At 62.1% G+C, this 19,175-nt stretch carries 16 protein-coding genes; 11 read left to right on the forward strand and 5 right to left on the reverse strand.

Annotated elements, in window-relative coordinates; all coding sequences use genetic code 11:
- The first annotated feature begins 105 nt into the window (after positions 1 to 105).
- The 6 genes from C0V97_RS14205 (at position 106) to C0V97_RS14230 (ending at position 6,610) form a co-directional block, all read left to right on the forward strand.
- Positions 106 to 1,143 (forward strand): NAD(P)-dependent alcohol dehydrogenase, encoded by a 1,038-nt coding sequence (locus tag C0V97_RS14205; RefSeq protein ID WP_127103225.1) that lies wholly within the window; start codon positions 106 to 108, stop codon positions 1,141 to 1,143.
- A gap of 26 nt (positions 1,144 to 1,169) precedes the next feature.
- A complete protein-coding gene (locus C0V97_RS14210; protein ID WP_127103226.1) occupies positions 1,170 to 2,168 on the forward strand; it encodes an AraC family transcriptional regulator in 999 nt (332 codons plus the stop codon).
- A 7-nt stretch (positions 2,169 to 2,175) separates the two neighbouring features.
- Positions 2,176 to 2,946, forward strand: coding sequence for an SDR family NAD(P)-dependent oxidoreductase (locus C0V97_RS14215; RefSeq protein WP_127103227.1), 771 nt, complete (start codon positions 2,176 to 2,178; stop codon positions 2,944 to 2,946).
- A gap of 131 nt (positions 2,947 to 3,077) precedes the next feature.
- Entirely contained in the window at positions 3,078 to 4,001 is a 924-nt protein-coding gene (locus C0V97_RS14220) for an ABC transporter substrate-binding protein (RefSeq protein WP_127103228.1), read from the forward strand.
- 82 nt (positions 4,002 to 4,083) lie between these two features.
- The gene (locus tag C0V97_RS14225) at positions 4,084 to 5,667 is read left to right on the forward strand and encodes a sugar ABC transporter ATP-binding protein (protein WP_127103229.1); all 1,584 of its coding nucleotides are present in this window, start codon (positions 4,084 to 4,086) and stop codon (positions 5,665 to 5,667) included.
- Positions 5,660 to 6,610: an ABC transporter permease gene (locus C0V97_RS14230; protein WP_127103230.1), complete on the forward strand. Its 951-nt coding sequence runs from the start codon at positions 5,660 to 5,662 to the stop codon at positions 6,608 to 6,610. The genes C0V97_RS14225 and C0V97_RS14230 overlap by 8 nt, the downstream gene beginning before the upstream one ends.
- 22 nt (positions 6,611 to 6,632) lie before the next feature.
- Here C0V97_RS14230 and C0V97_RS14235 read toward each other — a convergent pair whose 3' ends face one another.
- Positions 6,633 to 7,769, reverse strand: a complete 1,137-nt coding sequence (locus tag C0V97_RS14235) for a GTP-binding protein (RefSeq protein ID WP_233582192.1) — start codon at positions 7,767 to 7,769, stop codon at positions 6,633 to 6,635.
- A 174-nt stretch (positions 7,770 to 7,943) separates the two neighbouring features.
- Here C0V97_RS14235 and C0V97_RS14240 point away from each other — a divergent pair, with 174 nt between their 5' ends.
- Entirely contained in the window at positions 7,944 to 8,642 is a 699-nt protein-coding gene (locus C0V97_RS14240) for a DUF1826 domain-containing protein (RefSeq protein WP_199751890.1), read from the forward strand.
- The gene (locus C0V97_RS14245; protein ID WP_127103232.1) at positions 8,629 to 9,303 is read left to right on the forward strand and encodes a hypothetical protein; all 675 of its coding nucleotides are present in this window, start codon (positions 8,629 to 8,631) and stop codon (positions 9,301 to 9,303) included. The genes C0V97_RS14240 and C0V97_RS14245 overlap by 14 nt, the downstream gene beginning before the upstream one ends.
- Before the next feature lie 17 nt (positions 9,304 to 9,320).
- Here C0V97_RS14245 and C0V97_RS14250 read toward each other — a convergent pair whose 3' ends face one another.
- The 4 genes from C0V97_RS14250 to C0V97_RS14265 are packed head-to-tail and all read right to left on the reverse strand — an operon-like array spanning position 9,321 to position 14,383.
- On the reverse strand, positions 9,321 to 10,970 hold the full coding sequence (locus tag C0V97_RS14250; protein ID WP_127103233.1) for a GMC family oxidoreductase: 1,650 nt from the start codon (positions 10,968 to 10,970) through the stop codon (positions 9,321 to 9,323).
- The gene (locus C0V97_RS14255) at positions 10,960 to 11,625 is read right to left on the reverse strand and encodes a gluconate 2-dehydrogenase subunit 3 family protein (RefSeq protein WP_127103234.1); all 666 of its coding nucleotides are present in this window, start codon (positions 11,623 to 11,625) and stop codon (positions 10,960 to 10,962) included. Before C0V97_RS14255 ends, C0V97_RS14250 begins: the two co-directional genes overlap by 11 nt.
- Entirely contained in the window at positions 11,618 to 12,595 is a 978-nt protein-coding gene (locus C0V97_RS14260) for a hypothetical protein (protein WP_233582185.1), read from the reverse strand. Before C0V97_RS14260 ends, C0V97_RS14255 begins: the two co-directional genes overlap by 8 nt.
- The gene (locus C0V97_RS14265) at positions 12,596 to 14,383 is read right to left on the reverse strand and encodes a thiamine pyrophosphate-requiring protein (protein ID WP_127103270.1); all 1,788 of its coding nucleotides are present in this window, start codon (positions 14,381 to 14,383) and stop codon (positions 12,596 to 12,598) included.
- Between the two features lie 290 nt (positions 14,384 to 14,673).
- Between C0V97_RS14265 and C0V97_RS14270 the strand changes: the two genes are divergently transcribed.
- The 3 genes from C0V97_RS14270 (at position 14,674) to C0V97_RS14280 (ending at position 19,172) form a co-directional block, all read left to right on the forward strand.
- The gene (locus C0V97_RS14270) at positions 14,674 to 15,876 is read left to right on the forward strand and encodes an alpha-hydroxy acid oxidase (RefSeq protein WP_158625433.1); all 1,203 of its coding nucleotides are present in this window, start codon (positions 14,674 to 14,676) and stop codon (positions 15,874 to 15,876) included.
- 139 nt (positions 15,877 to 16,015) lie between these two features.
- A complete protein-coding gene (locus C0V97_RS14275) occupies positions 16,016 to 17,068 on the forward strand; it encodes a catalase family protein (protein WP_199751893.1) in 1,053 nt (350 codons plus the stop codon).
- A 214-nt stretch (positions 17,069 to 17,282) separates the two neighbouring features.
- The gene (locus C0V97_RS14280; protein ID WP_127103237.1) at positions 17,283 to 19,172 is read left to right on the forward strand and encodes a porin; all 1,890 of its coding nucleotides are present in this window, start codon (positions 17,283 to 17,285) and stop codon (positions 19,170 to 19,172) included.
- Positions 19,173 to 19,175 lie beyond the last annotated feature (3 nt).

A 19,175-nucleotide genomic window follows, 5' to 3' on the forward strand; every position in this document is an offset into this window, starting at 1 on the left:
TTTTGTTAAGAACCGATCTATTTGATGAGATAGCCTCGTTATATCTAACAGATCTGTCACGTTCCCGCATTCTGGGATTGTGGCGGCCTTGGGAGGAATGACGAGATGGCGCAGGCACTGGTTCTGGAAGAGCGTGGCAAACTGTCCTTGCGGGAGATCGCGCTGGATGACACGCTCGGACCTGATGATGTGCGTATCGCTATCCATACCGTCGGCATCTGCGGCAGCGATGTGCATTACTATATCCATGGCGCGATCGGCCCCTTTGTGGTGCGCGAGCCCATGGTGCTGGGGCATGAGGCGTCAGGGGTGATCACGGCCATTGGCGATCGCGTGACGACGCTGAAAATCGGCGATCGCGTCTGTATGGAGCCCGGCATCCCAGACACGCTCTCTCGCGCTGCGCGTCTCGGGTGCTACAATATCGATCCTGCCGTACGCTTCTGGGCGACGCCACCCGTGCATGGCTGCCTGACGCCATCTGTGGTGCATCCTGCCGCCTATACGTTCAGATTGCCCGAGAATGTGAGCTTCGCCGAAGGGGCCATGGTCGAGCCTCTGGCTGTGGGCGTCCATGCCTGCGTCAAGGCGAAGATCCAGCCGGGGGATATCTGTCTCGTCACCGGGGCTGGTCCTATCGGCATCATGACAGCGCTCTCCGCCCTAGCTTCCGGCGCGAGCCAGGTCTTTATCAGCGATTTTTCTGCCCCCAAACTCGCGATAGCCGGGCGCTATGCCAATATCGTGCCGATCAATCTGGCCGAGACGAAGCCTGCGGAGCGTATCGCCGCCCAATGCGGTGAGGGCTGGGGCGTGGATGTCACCTTCGAGGCAAGCGGGTTCGAAAGCGCCTATCGTGACGCGCTGGACTGCACACGCCCCGGGGGGCGTCTGGTTCTGGTCGGTATGCCGCCCGGGAAGATCGCCTTGGATATCGTCGCGGCGCAGGCCAAGGAACTGAGCATCGAGACGATCTTTCGCTATGCCCATGTCTATGATCGCGCCATCGCGCTCATTGCCTCGGGGAGCATCGACCTCAAGCCCCTGATCTCGGGCAGCTTCCCGCTGAGCGAGGGTATCGCGGCCTTCGAGCGCGCCGCGGAAGGGCGGCCGGAAGACGTCAAACTCCAGATCACGCTCTGACTCCCTGCACAGACGAGGCACGTCTCATGTCGTTTCTCAATGGCATCCCTACCGCTCACACCCCCTCGGGTCAGAATGGCCGAGGCGCGCAGAGCCCGGCTATTCTCGAGCTGATACCAGAGCAGAAGACTGGCAGCTTCCGCTGGCACCAGCATGATTATCCGGCAGCTATTGCCTGCTGGAATTACCATCCGGAATATGAGCTGCATCTGATCACGCAGGGTGCAGGCCGGGCGATGATTGGCGACCATATCGGCCCGTTTGCGGTGGGTCAGCTTGTACTCGTCGGGCCGGACCTGCCCCATGCGTGGTTCAGCCCCCTTTCCGAGGGGGAGGTTCTCCGGGGGCGTGATGTGGTGCTCCAGTTCAGTCAGGGCTGGATCGAGGGATTGATCGCGCTTTGCCCGGAGTTGTCCGGGCTGACGCGCATGCTGGCTGAGTCGGTCCACGGACTCGAATTTACAGGGGGGCAGGCTCTGGCCCATGCCGAGGCGCTTGTCGCGCTCGGAGCGCAAAGCCCCGGGCAGAAACTCGCCTCCTGCGTCTCCCTGCTGTCCGCGCTGTCGCAATCGCCCTGGCGGCGTCTTTCCACCGGGCGCGATCGCAGTTTGCCGGGGGGAGCCGGGGTTTCCGGCGCGGCGCGCATCAACCGTCTGGTGCGTCAGCTCCTGACGACCGATCCCGCCACGATCCGGCATGAGACAATCGCCTCCTCCATCGGCATGACGCCCTCGGGATTCTCGCGCCAGTTCCGCGCGGTGACAGGGGAGACGTTCATGAGCTTCGTGCAGAAGCTGCGTATCGGCCATGCCTGCCATCTGCTCGCCACGACCCCCATGGCGGTGACCGATATCTGTCGTGAAGCAGGGTTCAGCAATCTCTCGAATTTCAATCGCGTGTTCCTGAGTTTGCGTGGCTGCACGCCGCGTCAGTTCCGCCAGCAATCGCACCAGATCACCGCGCCTCACTTCATGGTGCGTCCCCGTACCCTCGGCGCTTCAGAGCGTCGCCTGCAGGAGGCATGAGCCTGTCATGACCGATCTCTCCACCCGTTTCTCGCTTCAAGGCAAGATTGCCGTCGTCACCGGGGCCTCGCGCGGGCTTGGCGTCACTATCTGCGAGACGCTGAGCGCCGCAGGGGCCGATATCGTCGCCATCGCGCGCGATGAGGCGCTTCTCGACGAGACGCGCGCCCTCGTCACCGCGCAGGGCCGGACCTGCCTCGCCATTGCCGCCGATCTGCTCGATGCCCGAGCCGCAGAGCAGGCTGCCGCACGCATACGCAGCGCAATCGGCACGCCGACGATCCTCGTCAATAATGCGGGGATGAGCATACCGAAATCGCTCACCGAGCAGAGCGTTGAGGAATGGGATTCCATCCTCAATCTCAACCTGCGGGCGCCCTGGCTCATGGCGCGGGCGCTGGTGCCGGGCATGATCGATGCCGGGGGCGGCAAGATCATCAATATCAGCTCCATGGCCAGCAGCGTGGCGCTGACCGATCACGGCCCCTATGTGGCCTCCAAGGCTGGGTTGAACGGCCTGACCAAGGTGATGACCGCCGAATGGGCGCCGCATAACATCCAGTCCAATGCCGTCTGCCCCACTGTGGTCTGGACGCCCATGGGCGAGCGCGTCTGGGGTGTGGGTGACAAGCTTCAGCGCTTTCTCGAGAAAATTCCCGCAGGTCGCGTCGCCACGCCTCAGGAAGTGGCCGACCTGGTGCTCTATCTCGCTACCCCTGCCTCGGGGATGATCAACGGGCAGGAGATCTTTGTCGATGGCGGCTATACCGCCATCTGACCCGACAGGACCGGGCGCTCCGACCGGTTGAGCCGGGTCGGGACGTCGCATCACCAGAGCCCATGCCCCGCATGACAGGGCATGGAAAACTGCACCGGGCAGGGAATGCCCTATTTCGATGCGAGTTCAAAATGAACAAGTTTCTCAAGACGCTTCTCGCCACAACCCTCATCACCGGGTCTGCGCTCTCTCTGGCCTCCGGCAAGGCTTGCGCCGCCGAGCCGCTCAAGATCGGCGTGTCCTTTCAGGAGATGAACAACCCCTATTTCGTGACCATGAAGGACGCGCTGCAGGATGCGGCCAAATCCATCGGGGCCACGCTGATCATCAGCGATGCCCATCACGATGTGTCCAAACAGGTCAGCGATATCGAGGATATGGTGCAGCAGGGCGTGCAGATTGTCCTCATCAATCCGACCGATTCAGCGGGTGTCGCCTCCATCGTGAAAACCGTGCATGACAAGAATATCCCCATCGTCTCGGTCGATGCCCAGGCCAATGGTCCTATCGACGCCTTTGTGGGATCGAAAAATTACGATGCCGGGTTCAAGGCCTGCACCTATCTGGGCCAGACCATCACCAAGGGCGATGTCGGCATCATAGACGGTATTCCCGTGGTGCCGATCCTGGAGCGCGTGAAAGGATGCAAGGCCGCTCTGGCGAAGTTCCCGGGCATCAAGATTGTGAGCACGCAAAACGGCAAGCAGGAGCGCGATCAGGCCCTGACGGTGGCCGAGAACATGCTGCAGGCCAATCCTGACATGAAGGGCATTTTCAGCGTCAACGATAACGGCTCGCTGGGCGTGTTGTCCGCCATCGATTCAAGCGGGCATGACGTCAAGCTCGTGAGCGTGGATGGTGCGCCCGAGGCGATCAAGGCCATTGCCAAGTCGGGCTCGCATTTCATCGGCACGGCCGCGCAATTCCCGCGCCAGCAAATCCGCCTCGCCCTGGCCATGGCGCTGGCGAAATACTGGGGGGCGGTACCGCCTGCCACGGTGCCGGTGGATGTGGAGCTGGTCGACGCCAAGGGAGCCAAGACCTTCAGCTGGTAAGAGCGGCGCTGTGTCGCGCCACTTCCTATCCCCGATCCTGAACACCTATTCCTGAACACGTATTCCGGGGCGGCAAGGCATCATGACGGAAATCCAGTCTTCTTCTGCCCTGCCGCTCCTGAAGCTGCAGGGCATCACCAAGAGCTTTCCCGGCGTCAAAGCGCTCAAGGGCGTGTCGCTCGAACTCATGCGCGGTGAGATCCATGCGCTTCTGGGTGAAAACGGCGCCGGGAAATCGACCATCATCAAGATCATCGGCGGTATCCTGCGCCAGGATGAGGGCGAGATGCGGCTCAATGGCGAAACATGCCATTTCACGAGCTATCGCGACGCCATCGCACGGGGCATCGGCATCGTGTTTCAGGAATTCAGCCTGGTGCCCGATCTCGACGCGGTCGATAATATCTTTCTGGGGCGCGAAAGGCGCAATGCCCTCGGGCTGAGCCGCCGCACGGCCATGGCGCGTCAGGCGGCGGGGCTGTTCGAGCGCATCGGCGTGCAGATCGACGTGACCGTCCCGGTTGGGCGGCTGAGCGTTGCCGAGCAGCAATTCGTGGAAATTGCCAAGGCGCTCTCGCTCGATGTGCGTATTCTGATTCTGGACGAGCCGACAGCGCCTCTGACGCCCAATGAGGCAGCGCTGCTCTTTCGTGTCATGCGGCAGCTGCGCGATGAGGGTATCGGGATCATTTTCGTCTCGCATCATCTCGAGGAGATCTTCGAGATCTGCGACCGCATCACCATTCTGCGGGATGGGGCGAATGTCGGCCTGACCCCGGTTGCGTCCTGCACCATGGATCATCTGGTCGAGATGATGGTGGGGCGACGTATCGAAAACAGTTTCCCGCCCAAGGCCGATACGGCCGAGCGCAGTGTGTTGCTGACGGCACGTCATCTGCGCAGCCGAAGTGATGCCGCCACGAGCGATTTCGACCTCCACGCAGGCGAAATTCTCGGTTTTGCAGGGCTGGTGGGCTCGGGCCGTACAGAGACTGCTCTTGCCCTGATCGGGGCGCTGCCCTGTCCGGGCAAGAACGTCACCATGCACGGGCGTGATGTCGCCTTGTCCGATCCGGCAGCGGCGCTTAAGGCGGGGATCGGCCTTCTGCCCGAAAATCGCAAGACGGAAGGGCTGATCCTGCCATTCAGCATCCGCGACAATATCTCGATCAATAATCTTGCCCAGTATACGCGGCGCACAGGGCTGATCGACCGGCGCAAGGAGCATGAGAAAACCGCCTCTCTCATGCGCGCCCTGCAGGTCAAGGCTCCGGATGACGAGACGGCAACCGTCACGCTCAGCGGCGGCAACCAGCAGAAGGTGGTCATTGCGCGCTGGCTCAATCGCCGTTGCCCGATCCTGATCTTCGATGAACCGACGCGTGGGATCGATGTCGGGGCCAAAGCGGAAATCTATCGTCTGATGCGGGACCTGACCGGGGAGGGCTATGCGATCATCATGATCTCGTCAGAGCTGCCCGAAATCGTCGGGATGTGTGACCGCGTCGCTGTTTTTTATCGTGGCGCCATCTCGACCATTCTCGAAGGAGACGCGCTGAACGCCGAGGAGATCATGCGTCATGCCACATCAAGCGGTACGAAACCCGTCGGACCGGGATATGCCTCTCATCAGCCCACCGGAGCAGGAGCGTCGCTCCATGCGTGACTCCGTCATGGCGCTGTCACGGCGCTCGACCGCGTTTCTGCCGGCCATGGGGCTTATCGTGGTCGTCATCGGCATGATGTTTCTCAACAGCCGGTTCCTGTCGCTGGGCAATCTGGAGAATATCGGCCGCCAGGTCTCGATCAACGCCATTATCTCGGTTGGCATGACATTCGCGATCCTGACCGGCGGCATCGATCTCTCAGTCGGCGCCACCATGGCGCTTACCGGTACGCTCACCGCCGGGCTGCTTGCCAGCGGAGTTTCTGGCGTTGTGGCCATCGTGGCGGGGATCGGGGCGGGCATGGTGTTCGGGCTCGGCAACGGGCTGTGCATTGCCGGTCTGCGTATGCCCCCCATTATTGTGACGCTCGCCTCGATGAGCATCGCGCGCGGGCTGGGGCTGATCTACACTAATGGCTATCCGGTGACCGGCCTGCCCGACTGGTTCGGCTTTCTGGGGCGTGGCACCATTCTGGGGGTGCAGACTCCCATCGTGATTATGGCGCTCACTTTCGCAGTGGCCTATGTGATGCTCGAGAAAATGCCGATCGGGCGGTATATCTTCGCCATTGGCGGCAATGAAGACGCCGTGCGCCTCTCGGGTATCGATGCGCGTCGCTACAAGGTCATCGTGTATCTCGTCAGCGGCGTGACAGCAGCGATTGCCGGCATCCTGCTCAGCTCGCGCCTGATGAGCGGCCAGCCCAATGCCGGTATGGGGTTCGAGCTCGATGCCATCGCCGCCGTGGTGCTGGGCGGGACGGCGATTTCAGGTGGGCGCGGATCGATCATCGGCACGCTTATCGGTGCGCTGCTTCTGGGCGTGCTCAATAACGGGCTCAATCTGATGAATATCTCGCCCTATGTGCAGAATGTCATCAAGGGCGCGATTATCCTGCTCGCCATTTTCATAAGCCGCCAGACTCGCCCCGGTGCACGCTAGACGCGGCGAGAATGGTTTGCGTCTATCCCCATGCGGGGAAAGGATCGGGCAGACCGGTATGGGCGCTGGGATCGAACACGCTATCCGTGCCCGGTGCCACCAGGCAGCTATCGAGGCGCAGACGTAGGGCCGCCTCGTTCAGCCCCGCGCCGATAAAGACGAGTTCCTGTCTACGATCGCCATAGGTCTCGTCCCAATAGCCGTTGAGCGTGTCGCGCCACGCGGCATCCTCGGGCCAATCCTCCCACGGGATGCTCGCCCACCAACGCCCCGCCGCCTGATTGCGGGCCAGCGCGCCCGCGATACTCAGTTCTCCTACCCAGTCCGGCCGTGACGCCAGCCAGAAATACCCCTTGGCACGCACAAGGCCGGGCCATGATTCCTCGATGAAACGGGCGAAGGCGAGGGGTTCGAACGGGCGTCGCGCCCTGTAGACAAAGCTTCTGACGCCATACTCCTCGGTCTCTGGCGCATGGCTCTCAGGGTGGTAGAGTTCCTGCGCCCAGCGGGCATGACGATGGGCGCGATCAAAGTCGAAGAGGCCGGTATTGAGCAATCGCGCCGGATCGACGCGGCTCTCCGTCGTCGCGATCAGCACAGCGTCAGCGTTCAGGGCGCGGATGATGCGTCTTGCCGTCTGTTTCTGGCTCTCGGTCGCCGCATCGATCTTGTTGAGCAGGATCACGTCTGCAAACTCGATCTGATCGGTCAGTAGATCGACAAGGGCACGGCCATCATCCTCCCCGGCTGTTTCCCCCCGGTCACGCAGAAAATCGGTGGAGGAAAAATCAGCCAGCAAATTGGCGGCATCGACCAGAGTCACCATGGTATCCAGACGCGCGACATCGCTCAGACTGCGCCCGTCCTCGTCGCGAAATTCGAAGGTCGCAGCGATGGGGAGCGGCTCCGCGATACCCGTGGACTCGATCAGCAGGTAATCGAAACTTTGCATCGCAGCAAGGCGACCGATCTCGGTGAGCAGATCGTCGCGCAAGGTGCAGCAGATACAGCCATTGGTCATCTCGACCAGCGTTTCCTGCGTCTGGCTCAACGCCCCGCCCCCGGACCGGATCAGGGCGGCATCGATATTCACCTCGCTCATGTCATTCACGATCACCGCAATACGCAACCCGTCGCGGTTGTTCAGCAGGTGATTCATAAGCGTGGTTTTGCCCGCCCCCAGAAACCCGGACAGGATGGTCACGGGAAGGCGGGGATCACCTCGACCTGTGTTGTTCGGCAGCACTGCAGGAGCGGACCCATCGACTATGGGGGGCAGGGAAGAGGACATCTTGATCTCGGCTCTGAACATGTTATGTTATAACATAACGTAATGAGAGTTCCGACCGTGATCAAGTCCTGCCCGACCCGTCGCATTCTGGCCTTTCGCAGGCAGCCCCTCGATATCACCCTGCCTGTTGGCGATATGACAATCCTGCCGCTCGGGTTGACGCCAGTCGTCCGCAGCGAGGCGCAGCACTACCTTTCACAACGCCCAAGCCTGCTCGTCCTGAGGGGGGATCTCGCCGCTCTCGCTGCGGGGATACATGCCTGTCTGGGCGCGCAAACCCCGGCTCTGGCTGAGGATGTCCTGTCTCTCGCGCGGCTTTATGCCGATACCATCCGTCGTGATGTGCTGCGTATCCGGCTCGAGCAGGTGGTGACGGATAGCTGCCGCAAGTTCCACGTGGATCATCTCGCGCTTCGGCTGTTGCGCAGCTATGTCGGCCCCGGACTCCAATGGACACGCGATGGTGGTGAGGAGGTGCATGACACGCCCCCCGAGGCGCTGGTCATTCTGGCGGGCACCGCACATCCGGAATGGTCTGAGCTTTGTACAGTACGTCACCGCTCGCCGCCCTTGAGCGCGGCGCAAAGACGCGCAGGCGGTCGACTCCTGCTGACCATAGACGAAACTGATCTCGGACCTGACGATCTTGGTACGGAGGACGGCACAGGAAACCCGCTTTCGCCCGAGCAGAGAGCCCTTTGGGATCTGGCCAATTGGGGGGATGGGCGTGTTCGCCATTGAAAGCTGGCCGGATCATGAGGGCATCGGGCTCGATGGTTACGCCGCTGGGCTGACGCCCATGGGGGCGACGCTTACCGCCGAGAGAGCGCACGGCCGCGATGCCGAACCGGGCCGTTTCTTTAGCGAGCGCGCGAACGGCCCCCATGTGCGTGCCGGCGGGCTGGAAGATACGCTCGCCCATCTGCCAAGGCAGGATCTGGATATGGTCATCTGGGCGCGTACCCCGCCCGGAAGCTGGGCCGACGCCATGCGGTGTTTCTCGTCCCCCGGACCAACGCTGCGGCTGAAGGGCACGATAGAGACCGTGTCGCAGGCCATACGGGACCTGCCTCAGGCGCGCGCCTATCCGGATTTTCTGCTGGAAGATGTCGTGCAATCCGCATCTCTGGCCGCCGCACTCTCAGGGTCCAACCGCCTCAGCCTGAGCCTCGCTTGTGGCGCCGAGGTCGATGTACCGGAATCCGGAGGGCGCATGTCCTTGCTCTGCGCCTATGGCCATGACGCTGTCGGCTGGGAGTCCGGCCCGGCGTTGAGCGGGGGGCAGAGCACAGGCTTTGCGCCCTTCAGCCTCGCTTTCATTCCCGGGAGGGAGGAAACGCGCCTGCGTCTGTCGGTGGACCATCCGCGATGCGGCCCCGTGCTCTTTCTGCGTGTCGAGTAGAGGCACTGGGCATAGGGTCAGAGGGTGATCTTGCCCTGGCGATGGAGCGTCTGGATACGATCCGCCGTGCGGAGCGCGATAGCGGTAATGGTCAGGGAGGGGTTCACCCCGCCCGTTGTGGGGAAGATCGAGCCGTCGCAGATCCAGAGATTGGGCACGTCCCAGCTTCGGCAATCGGCATTGACGACCGAGTTCTCCGCCGAGAACCCCATGCGTGCCGTCCCGGCCAGATGGTTGGTGTCGTTTTCCTGACGCCAGATATCCTGCGCCCCCACGAGCTCCAGCGACCGCTGCATCTCGCCCAGCGCATGCTGGATCATCGTCTTGTCATTGTCCTGCCAGCCATAGGTAATACGCGTGATGGGCAGGCCGTACTGGTCTTTTTCCTCGGCCAGGGTGACGCGGTTCTCCATGCTGGGCAGCATTTCCCCGACCATCTTGAGGCCGACCTGATGGTTGTAATCCATCATCTTCTGACGCAGTGCCTCGCCCCACAGCCCGCGCGAGGAGGAAACCGCAGCGGACCATTCGAGTGGCAGCGGTCCCTGGGCCATCCAGCAATACCCGCCGAAGAAATCCTTCTTGTCTTCATAATTCCAGTGCTCGGTAATGGTGAGCGAGGGCGGTCCCTTGTTCCAGCGCACCATCTCCTTCATCCGGCCATAGACGGCCTGATTGGACTGCACCATGAGATTGCGCCCCAGATAGCCCGAGCGATTACCCAGCCCGTCGGGAAAGCGGTCTGTGGCCGAATTCAGCAGCAGGCGGGGTGTCTCGATGGCATAACCCGCCACGATGACCTGCTTCGCACGCTGGAAGTGCCACTGCCCCTCGCGATGGTAATGCACCCCTGTCGCCAGCCCCTCGGCATTGGTTTCGATGCGCCCCACCATGGCGAGATCGCGTATCTCGGCCCCCGCTTTCAGTGCGCGGGGGATATAGGTCACGAGTTGGCTCTGCTTGGCATTGGTCGAGCATCCCACGCGGCAGAAACCGCGATAGACGCAGGAAGGGGAATCCCCCCTCGGTGCCGAGACCGTGGCGAGCGGGGTTTCGGACCATTGATACCCCATGGCTTCGGCACCGCGCGCCAGCCACTCCGCAGCTCCGCCGATCTCATGCGCCCGATAGGGATAGCGGGGGCGTTTGGGTCCCCATGGGTAGGAAATCGGTCCGGCAATGGCGAGATCGCGCTCGGCTTTGTCGTAGTAGCGCCACATCTCGCGCCAATCGAGCGGCCAGTCCACGGCATAGCCGAGCTTGGTGCGCGACTGAAACCATTCGGGCCTAAAGCGCAGCGAAACCATGGCGAAATGCACGGTCGAGCCCCCGACCGCCTTGCCGCTGTTATTGCTGCCCATCTTGATGGGGTTGGCACCGTCGATCAGCCGTTCGTCGGTCCAGTAAAGCTGGCTCTGGCTGGTTTCGTCCGAGGCGAAATCCTCGAGCGGCCTGAAATAGGCTCCGGCATCGAACCCGATCACCGAATAGCCCATCTCGGCCAGACGGGCGATCAGCGGGCCGCCACCCGCGCCGGTCCCGATGACGACAAAATCAACAGCCTCGTTCTGGCTGTACTCGCGCATGGGCACCCAGGCACCCTTGCGAAACACATCGGGGGCACGGCCATTCAGCGCGCGAGGCGTGTGCAAGGGATCATCGAACATTGCGGTTTTCCTTGCGCGTCTTCTCAACCGTTTCCGGTGTGACCTCTATCGCTTCCCATGGGTCGCGCCGGTCATTCTGCATACGCACATACCCACGCGGGCTGGCAGGACCGCCAAAGCCGATCTCGCTCCAGGCGGTAGGATGGGCGTAATAGGCGCCAAGAATATCGGTTAGCACATGACCATTGAAGAAAAGCTGCATCTGCTCGGCGCTCCACCCCGCATGGCCGAGCCTGCCCGCACCGGCCTCGATCATCAGGGCTTCCTGCCCGGAGGGCGTGAGGGCATGGAAGCTCTGATCGTGGCGCGCCATCGCTTCAGCCTCGAAAACGGCGAGGCCATTCTTCCAGGTCTCGCGCTGCGGAGGCAGGGCGGCATCACGAAAGCCGGGGCGTGTATCGCTGAGCAGTTTCTGGTCCACATAGGCGGCGAGCGGCACAGGCGGACGATAGGTCGGTTGCGGCATGACCCGATCGCACAGCGCGCTCAATGTGCGCCATTCCAGCGCATTCAGAAATCGTGCCTCACGCGGCACCGCGAGACGCGCGTCGATCACGCGCCGCGTGGCGTCGTTCCAGGAGGGGGTGAGGCGCTTGTCGAGCACGTCATAGCCCGGATAACGCTCATCGAGGGGGTTCGGAAGGGTGTCAGACATCGCTGTCATCCTCCATGAGGTCGAGCGCTGCCAGACCGGCCAGCGCCAGACCCGTAAAGGCGGGGGGTGCGGGGATGGGCGGCCCGTTGAGCAGGTTCTGCTGGATATTGCGCCAGCCATCCATGTCACGGCCTACGCCGATGGCATGAAAGACCGTGCCCGACACGCCCATGATGGCGGTGGCACGCAGCCACCAGCGGGTCAGGCGCCGGTCTGTATGGGCTGCGCCCAGTGAGGCATTGGTGAGCGCCGCCGCCGCGGCGGGTGGCATGGTCACCGGGAGTGCCATGAAGGGATCGTGAAAGCTGCCGCGAAAATGGAGCAACCCGGCTTCCGCAGTCGTGCCGACCATGCCCGCGCCTGAAACAGCCCCGATCACGCGCCCGGCAGGCAGGCCGAAGAGGCGTGGCGTCCGCCCAATGGGCGTATCGCGTACGCGTTCTGAAAAGAAGCCGAGCAGCCCAGAGAGCCCGATTGCCATGGGCGCCCCTAACGGCGCGCCATAGAACAGGTTCTGCCAGATAAATCGCCCCGGCTTCTGGATCACGTTCCATACATGAAAGCCCGTGCCGATCAGCCCCACGACACCGGTCAACAGGTAGACACCGTCGCGCATTCTGTGTGCAGCCGGGCTCTTGTCGAACGTGCCATGGGCCGAGACCGCAAGTGCCAGAGCCGAGGTGACGATGGGGGTGTACATCGCACGGTTTTCGAAATCGCCCCGATAATGTTCGACCGCAGAGTCGAACAGGACACTGGCGGCCAGAGTCCCGGCTGACCTGTTGAGACGTCGTGCGGCGAGTGTCGCTTTTTCGGGGGAGGGGGGGGGCTCGCTGGCGCGTGGCAGCGTGGCGGGGTGTCGTGCCATGCGGCCGCCGCGTGTTGCGGCGGCGAAACAGGCTGCGGTGAGCGCGCCGGTCAGGCCAAGAGCCCAACCGGCCGCGCCACGCGGACCTTTATACCGCGCCACTCAGGATTTCTTTGTGGGCAGGAAGGTCGCCAGCATTTCCTTGGCGGAGCCACGGATCACGTCAAGCAGTTCGGGCTCGGTGGGCAGGGAAGTGAGGAAGGCCTTGGCTTGTTGCAGGGTGATATGCGGAGGGAGCGGGGGGACATCAGGGTCGGTGCGGGCTTCGAGAATGACCGGGCGATCCGCGCTCAGCGCCTCGTCCCAGGCACCGGCGATCTGATCGGGGTGATCCACAAGAATGCCCTTGAGCTCCAGAAGCTCGGCATATTTGTGATAGGGGAAATCCGGAATGGACTGGGTGGCCGTCGTCTTGCCTTCACCGAGCTGGACGCGTTCCTCCCATGTGACCTGATTGAGGTCCCGGTTATTGAGCACGAGAACGATCAGGCGCGGATTTTCCCACTGCTTCCAGTATTTGGAAATCGTGATCATCACGTTCAGGCCGTTCATCTGCATCGCCCCATCGCCCATACAGGCGATGACGGTGCGTTCCGGGAAGGCCATCTTGGCGGCAACGGCATAGGGCGTGCCCGCCCCAAGTGAGGCCAGACCGCCGGAAAGAGATGCCTTCATGCCGCGACGGATTTTCAGGTCACGGGCAAACCAGTTGGCAACCGAGCCGGAATCGGCGGTGATGATGGCATTCTCGGGCAGACGCGGCGACATTTCCCAGAAGACACGCTGCGGATTGATCGGATTGGCATCCGTCATGGCGCGTGCCTCGAGCACTTTCCACCACGTGGCGACTTCCTTCTCGATCCTCTCGCGCCAGCTTCGTTCGGTCTTGCGCTGCAGAAGCGGGATCAGCGCACGCAGGGTGGCGACGCTATCGCCCTGCAGGCAGATTTCCATAGGGTAGCGCAGAGACAAATTCGCTGGGTTGATATCGATCTGCACGCCACGTGCCTGGCCCGGATCGGGCAGAAATTCGCTATAGGGATAGGCCGATCCGACCATCAGGAAGGTGTCGCATTCCTTCATCAGATCCCAGGACGGTTTGGTGCCAAGAAGCCCGAGCGATCCCGTGACATAAGGGAGTTCGTCAGGGACGGCGGCCTTGCCGAGCAGCGCCTTGGCAATGCCCGCACCAAGCAGCTCCGCAATCTCGATCAGTTCATCCGTGGCGTCCAGCGCACCGGCCCCAGCGAGAATGGCGACTTTCTTGCCTGAGTTGAGGAGGGCGGCAGCGTCCTGTAGCCCCCGCATGTCGGGCACCTTGGACGTAACGGTCTCGCCAATGCCGGTATGGGTATAGCCGTGGGCGACAGGGCCGTCCTTGTAGGGGAGTTCCTGCAGGTCATTGGGCACGATCACGATAGTGGGTGCCCGTTTGTCACGGGCGATGCGTACGGCGCGATCGATCGCATGGCGCATCTGCGACGGCTCGGTGACGGTCACGATATATTCCGAGCCGACATCCTTGCAGAGCGACTGGAGATCGACTTCCTGCTGGTAATTCGACCCCATGCAGGTGCGGGCCTGCTGGCCCATGATCGCGACCACGCCCACATGATCGAGCTTGGCGTCATAGAGTCCGTTCAGCAGATGGATAGCGCCGGGACCGGAGGTGGCGAAACACAACCCGACCTGACCCGTGAATTTCGCATGGGCTGAGGCCATGAAGGCGGCCATTTCCTCGTGGCGTACCTGAACATATTCCACACGCCCCGCGTCGATCTCGCGCTGCAGCGCTACATCGATGCCACCAGCGCCGTCACCAGGATATCCATAGGCGCGCTTGAGGCCCCATTCCTGGAGGCGTTTCCACATGAATTCACTGACATTCATGGACATGGCATCGATGCTCCGGCGTTTGGCTGTGTGGCGGAGCAACGTCGCGTCAAGTGCGAATGTTCATCTACACAGTTTGTAAAATTATTTTATATTCATGAACCGAAACGACCATTGCGAGGTTTTTCCGCGTGTTAGGCGGCGGGAAAGCGATATCCGGTGAGGATCGATCATCCTCACATTAACGTGACGTCAGATCCAGCCGCCGAACGGGCAACGCTTGCCGTTTTGACTGAACGAGAACGGGCCAGCCCCGGCACCCCATGCGACCAGAGCGGAGTTTGACCATGTCCATGACGGCGAAAAGACGCCTCCACGATATCTATCAGCTCACCGATTTCGAGAAGGCGGTGAAGCGTTATCTGCCCAAGGCCGTCTATGAATATGTCCGCAACGGGGCGGGCTCCGAACTCAGCCTGAGACGCAACAGGGCCATTTTCCAACGTTATCTGTGGCGGCCCTATCGCCTGCGCGATGTCTCCTCGCTCAGTACGAAGATTACGCTATTCGGTGAGGAATACGACCAGCCCTTCGGCTTCGCGCCCACGGGTGGCGCCGCCATGACGCGCTATGATGCCGATCGCATCGAGGCGGCGGCGGCACGGCGACACAACCTGTTCTACGCGCTCTCGGCCAACTCGCTTACCCCGCTGGAAGAGATTATCCGCATCAACCCACGCGCGTGGTTTGCGGCCTATCTGCCGAGCGATCTCGAGATCATCGATGGCATGATCGACCGTGTGCAGAACGCAGGTTATCCCGTCCTGCTCATTACCTGCGACGTGCCCGTCCCGGCGCAACGCATTGCCGAGACACGCGCCGGGTACTCCATGCCCATCCGGCCCAATCTGCGCGCCACTCTGGGGGGCATGACTCATCCCGGCTGGACCTTCGGCACATTGGGACGAACCATCCTGCGCGACAAAAATCCGAAGATCGTCAATATCCGTCCTCAGGGCGGGCCGGGGCTCTTCTCGAACGAGATCGCCGCTGTGGGCGGGTCGCCCCATTTTACCTGGGATCATATCCGCCATATCCGCGCGCGCTGGAAAGGCAAGCTCATCCTCAAGGGCATCCTGCGTCCTGAAGATGCAGAAGAAGCGGCGCGTATCGGTGCGGATGGGATCGGTATTTCGGATCACGGTGCGCGTCTTCTGGACTCCACGGTTGCGCCTCTCGAGGTGCTTGAAGAAATCAAGAAGGCTGCGGGGTCGATGAGTGTGGTGATCGATAGCGGATTCCGCTGCGGGGGCGATGTGCTGAAGGCCATGGCGCTCGGCGCGGATGCGGTCATGCTGGGCCGTCCGTTCCTCCAGGCCTGTGCGCTGGCCGGCGGGGCAGGGCTGGACAAGGCCGTGTCCATTCTCAAGACAGAACTCTCTCGCGACCTCGCGCTTTTAGGGGTCACGGATCTCGGCGCGCTCGATATCGCGATGCTGAAGGATCTGGGCGACATGGCATTTGTCGAGCGCGCACCCGAACGGACCTGAGAAAACGCGCGGAAACTTCGTTCAGGGACCGGGGTTGAGAGGGCTGCCAAATTCCTCCCTCTCCGTCGGACGCGCCCTTATGAAGCCTCCTTTGCAATACTCTGAGTCGCTTGAAACTCCGCGTCCGGAAGAACGAAATGTGCAAAGAGCACTGCTCAGGGTTTTCGCGCGGATCGTCAGGGCGACGCATCGCGATCTGGGACATGCGTCGCGTGGTGTTCACGCGAAGAGCCATGCGCTGCTCGCGGGCACGCTGACCATCCCCGACAATCTGCCACCCGAACTGGCGCAGGGGCTTTTTGCGCAAGGCGCACGCTACCGCGTGACGGCGCGACTCTCGGCCATTCCGGGCGATCCGTTGCGTGATGCAGTATCCGGACCGCGCGGTTTCGCGCTCAAGATCCACGATGTGCCGGGCACGCTCCTCCCTGATAATCAGGGGGTCGCGGTTCAGGACTTCCTGTTTGCCAATGGTACGGTTTTCGGTGCGCCCGACGCCGGAGGCTTCCTGAAAAACCTGCGCGTTCTGGCGCTGACCACGGACAGGGCAGAGGGGGCAAAGGCGGCCTTGTCACGTGTGCTGCGTGCCATACAGAAAATGCTTGTTCGCCTCGGCAGAAGGAGCGCCGCGCTCGATGCGCTTGGCGGGTTCATTCCGACCCATCCTCTGGGGGACAGGTTCCACTCCCAGGTGCCGCTCCGTTACGGCGACCATGTCGCGAAGCTCGATCTGGTGCCGGAATCAGAGAGTTTCAAACGGCTCACGGGCACGCTCATCGCGATCGATCATGAGCCGACGGCCATCAGGCGCGCCGTTGCGGTGGATATGGCTCGAGAAGGCGGGCGTATGAGCCTGCGCGCTCAGCTCTGCCACGATCTGCACGACCATCCGATCGAGACTGCGGCAACGGAGTGGAATGAGGCGACGAGCCCGTTTCACGTCGTGGCGAGCCTCGAATTTCCGCCCCAGGCGAGCTGGAGCGAGGAGAACTCGCGCCAGATCGACGACAGGCTCAGTTTTTCGCCCTGGCATGGTCTGGCGGCCCACAGGCCCCTGGGGAACATCATGCGCGCGCGCCGCGTGGCCTATCCGTTTTCGGCAGGGTTGCGGAGCAAGCTGAATGGCTGCCCGATGCGCTTCCTCCCTCTCTCGGAAGAAAAACGCGGAGCAGAGGGCGCAGCTTCTTCCTGAAGGCAGCGAGCCGACTGGCCTGTTCTCGCCAGAGGCTCCGTACTCTCGCCCGACGGAAGGTTCCGGGAAAACCGGTTTGAGACAGTCTGGATGTCTGCGGATCACAGCTCTGGGGAGGGCGGGTCGCTCTTTGTCATAAAACAGGCGGCCCAATGGGGTAGAGGCTCGGTTATAGCAGCGCGCACCACAGCTTGTTTCAGAGTCCTGTCGATTTATGCGTGCGCGTTCTCTCGTTCTTTCGCTGCTGCTTGGCAGCACGGCTTTTCCTGTTTCTGCCATGGCGGCGGGCCAGTCAGATGATATTGCGGCACTGAGACGCGAAATGCTCGAGATGCGCGCGCAGATGCAGGGTCAGATCAGCGATCTGAGGCGCGAACTCGTCAAGGAGCGCACCATGAGGCGCAAGTTCGAGCTGGCTCAAGCCAAACCGGTCCAGGCCATATCAGCGCGGGCCAAATCCGCCCGATCCGGCATTGCCCAAGGCGAAAACGCCGCGCCGGGTGGGAAAGTCCTGCGAGCGCTGCCTGCGTCGGGCGCTTCTGCGGCCACGGCGCTGGCAAGCAACAGCGCAATGCAGCAATCCTCGGCTTCGCCTTCCGGCACGGTCCCACCCGGCGCGCGCCCCGTTCCTGCCTCCGCAGAAACGTCCATGGTGCAGGGCAAGGCGGCTGTCGGGGATGCACCGGTGCAGCTTGCTTCGTCTCCGATCATACGGCGCGCGGGGCGGCCTTCCAATCCTCAGGTCGCTTACGACACGCACCTCATTCCGCCGCCCGATCATGGTCTGAACATGTCATTTGCCGATTTCCGTCGCGCGACCCGTTCGGCGGAAACCGTCGATATCGGGGGCATACGGATCGGCTTTCCGGCAGGTCGACCGACCATCGCATCGAGTGACGGGCTCTATGCCTTCTCGGTCGGGCTCGTCATGCATTTCGATATCGGGGGTTTTCCCTCATCGGGCGGTGCGGCGCAGGGTCAGACGGGCCGCTTCCCGAAAATGAACGAGAATGCGCGACGCCTGCGTCTGCCCCTGACATGGCGCTATGGCAATCTGCTCGCCAATCTCACGCCCGAATGGGGGCGCACGGTCGACGGCACAGCAGGGCTCTATGAAGCCAATATCGTCTATAGCGGCGTTCACAACTCCCAATTCACCTTTGGGTATTATCAGCCGCGTGTGACCATGCAGGACTCTGAATCCTCGAACGGGTTCATTCTCATGGAGCGCGCCTCGATTTCTGAAGTGGTGCGCCAGATTGCGGCCGGTGATGCCCGCATGAGTCTGGGTGGACGTACCCATCAGAACCGCTGGTATCTGGGCGCCTATCTGACCGGCCAGACTTATGGTGATCGGACGACCGACCCGACGATTTCCGACAGCCATATCGGTGGTCTGTTGCGTGTAGCCGGGCGTCCGATTGCTACCAAGCTGGTGGATCTGCATCTCGGGGTGTCCAGCACAGCCTCATTCAAGCGTAATCAGACCTCCCAAGGGCGTGTTCTGGCCCTGACGGACCGACCGGAAACACGCCTGACCAATGAGCGTCTCGTCTCGACCGGGACGATTACGGACATCGGGAAGGTCTGGGCTGCGGGGCCGGAAATCGCGTTGCGCTACGACAAGGCACTCATCCAGGCGGAATATTACCATATCGGCGTCACACGCGACGACGATGCACGACGCAAGGGCCCCGCGCCCAATCTCGGGTTCGACGGCTATTACGTTGCGGGCAGCTATACGCTTTTCGGTCAGACGCGACGCTACAGCCCCAAGGATGCGGCGTTTTCTGCCCCTGCGCCCAAGGAAGATTTTGACCTCTGGAACAACCAGTGGGGTGCGCTTGAGCTGGTCGGCCGCTGGAGCGTGATGGACTTCAACAGCAATATTTTCAAGGATCAGCCCGCATCGGTTACCGGGGGTGTGCGCGGTGGGGTGCAGACCGTGTGGTCAGGCGGGCTCAACTGGTATCTCAACCGTCATTACCGCATTCAGCTTCAATACAGCCATATCGACGCCACGCGCGCGCAGACGGTCGGCACCGTCAACAACAAGGGCCGGTCGATCAATTCCATCGGGAGTCGCATTCAGGCGGCTTTCTGAGGA

It is taken from the genome of Asaia sp. W19 (genome assembly GCF_003994335.1).
Lineage (GTDB): Bacteria > Pseudomonadota > Alphaproteobacteria > Acetobacterales > Acetobacteraceae > Asaia.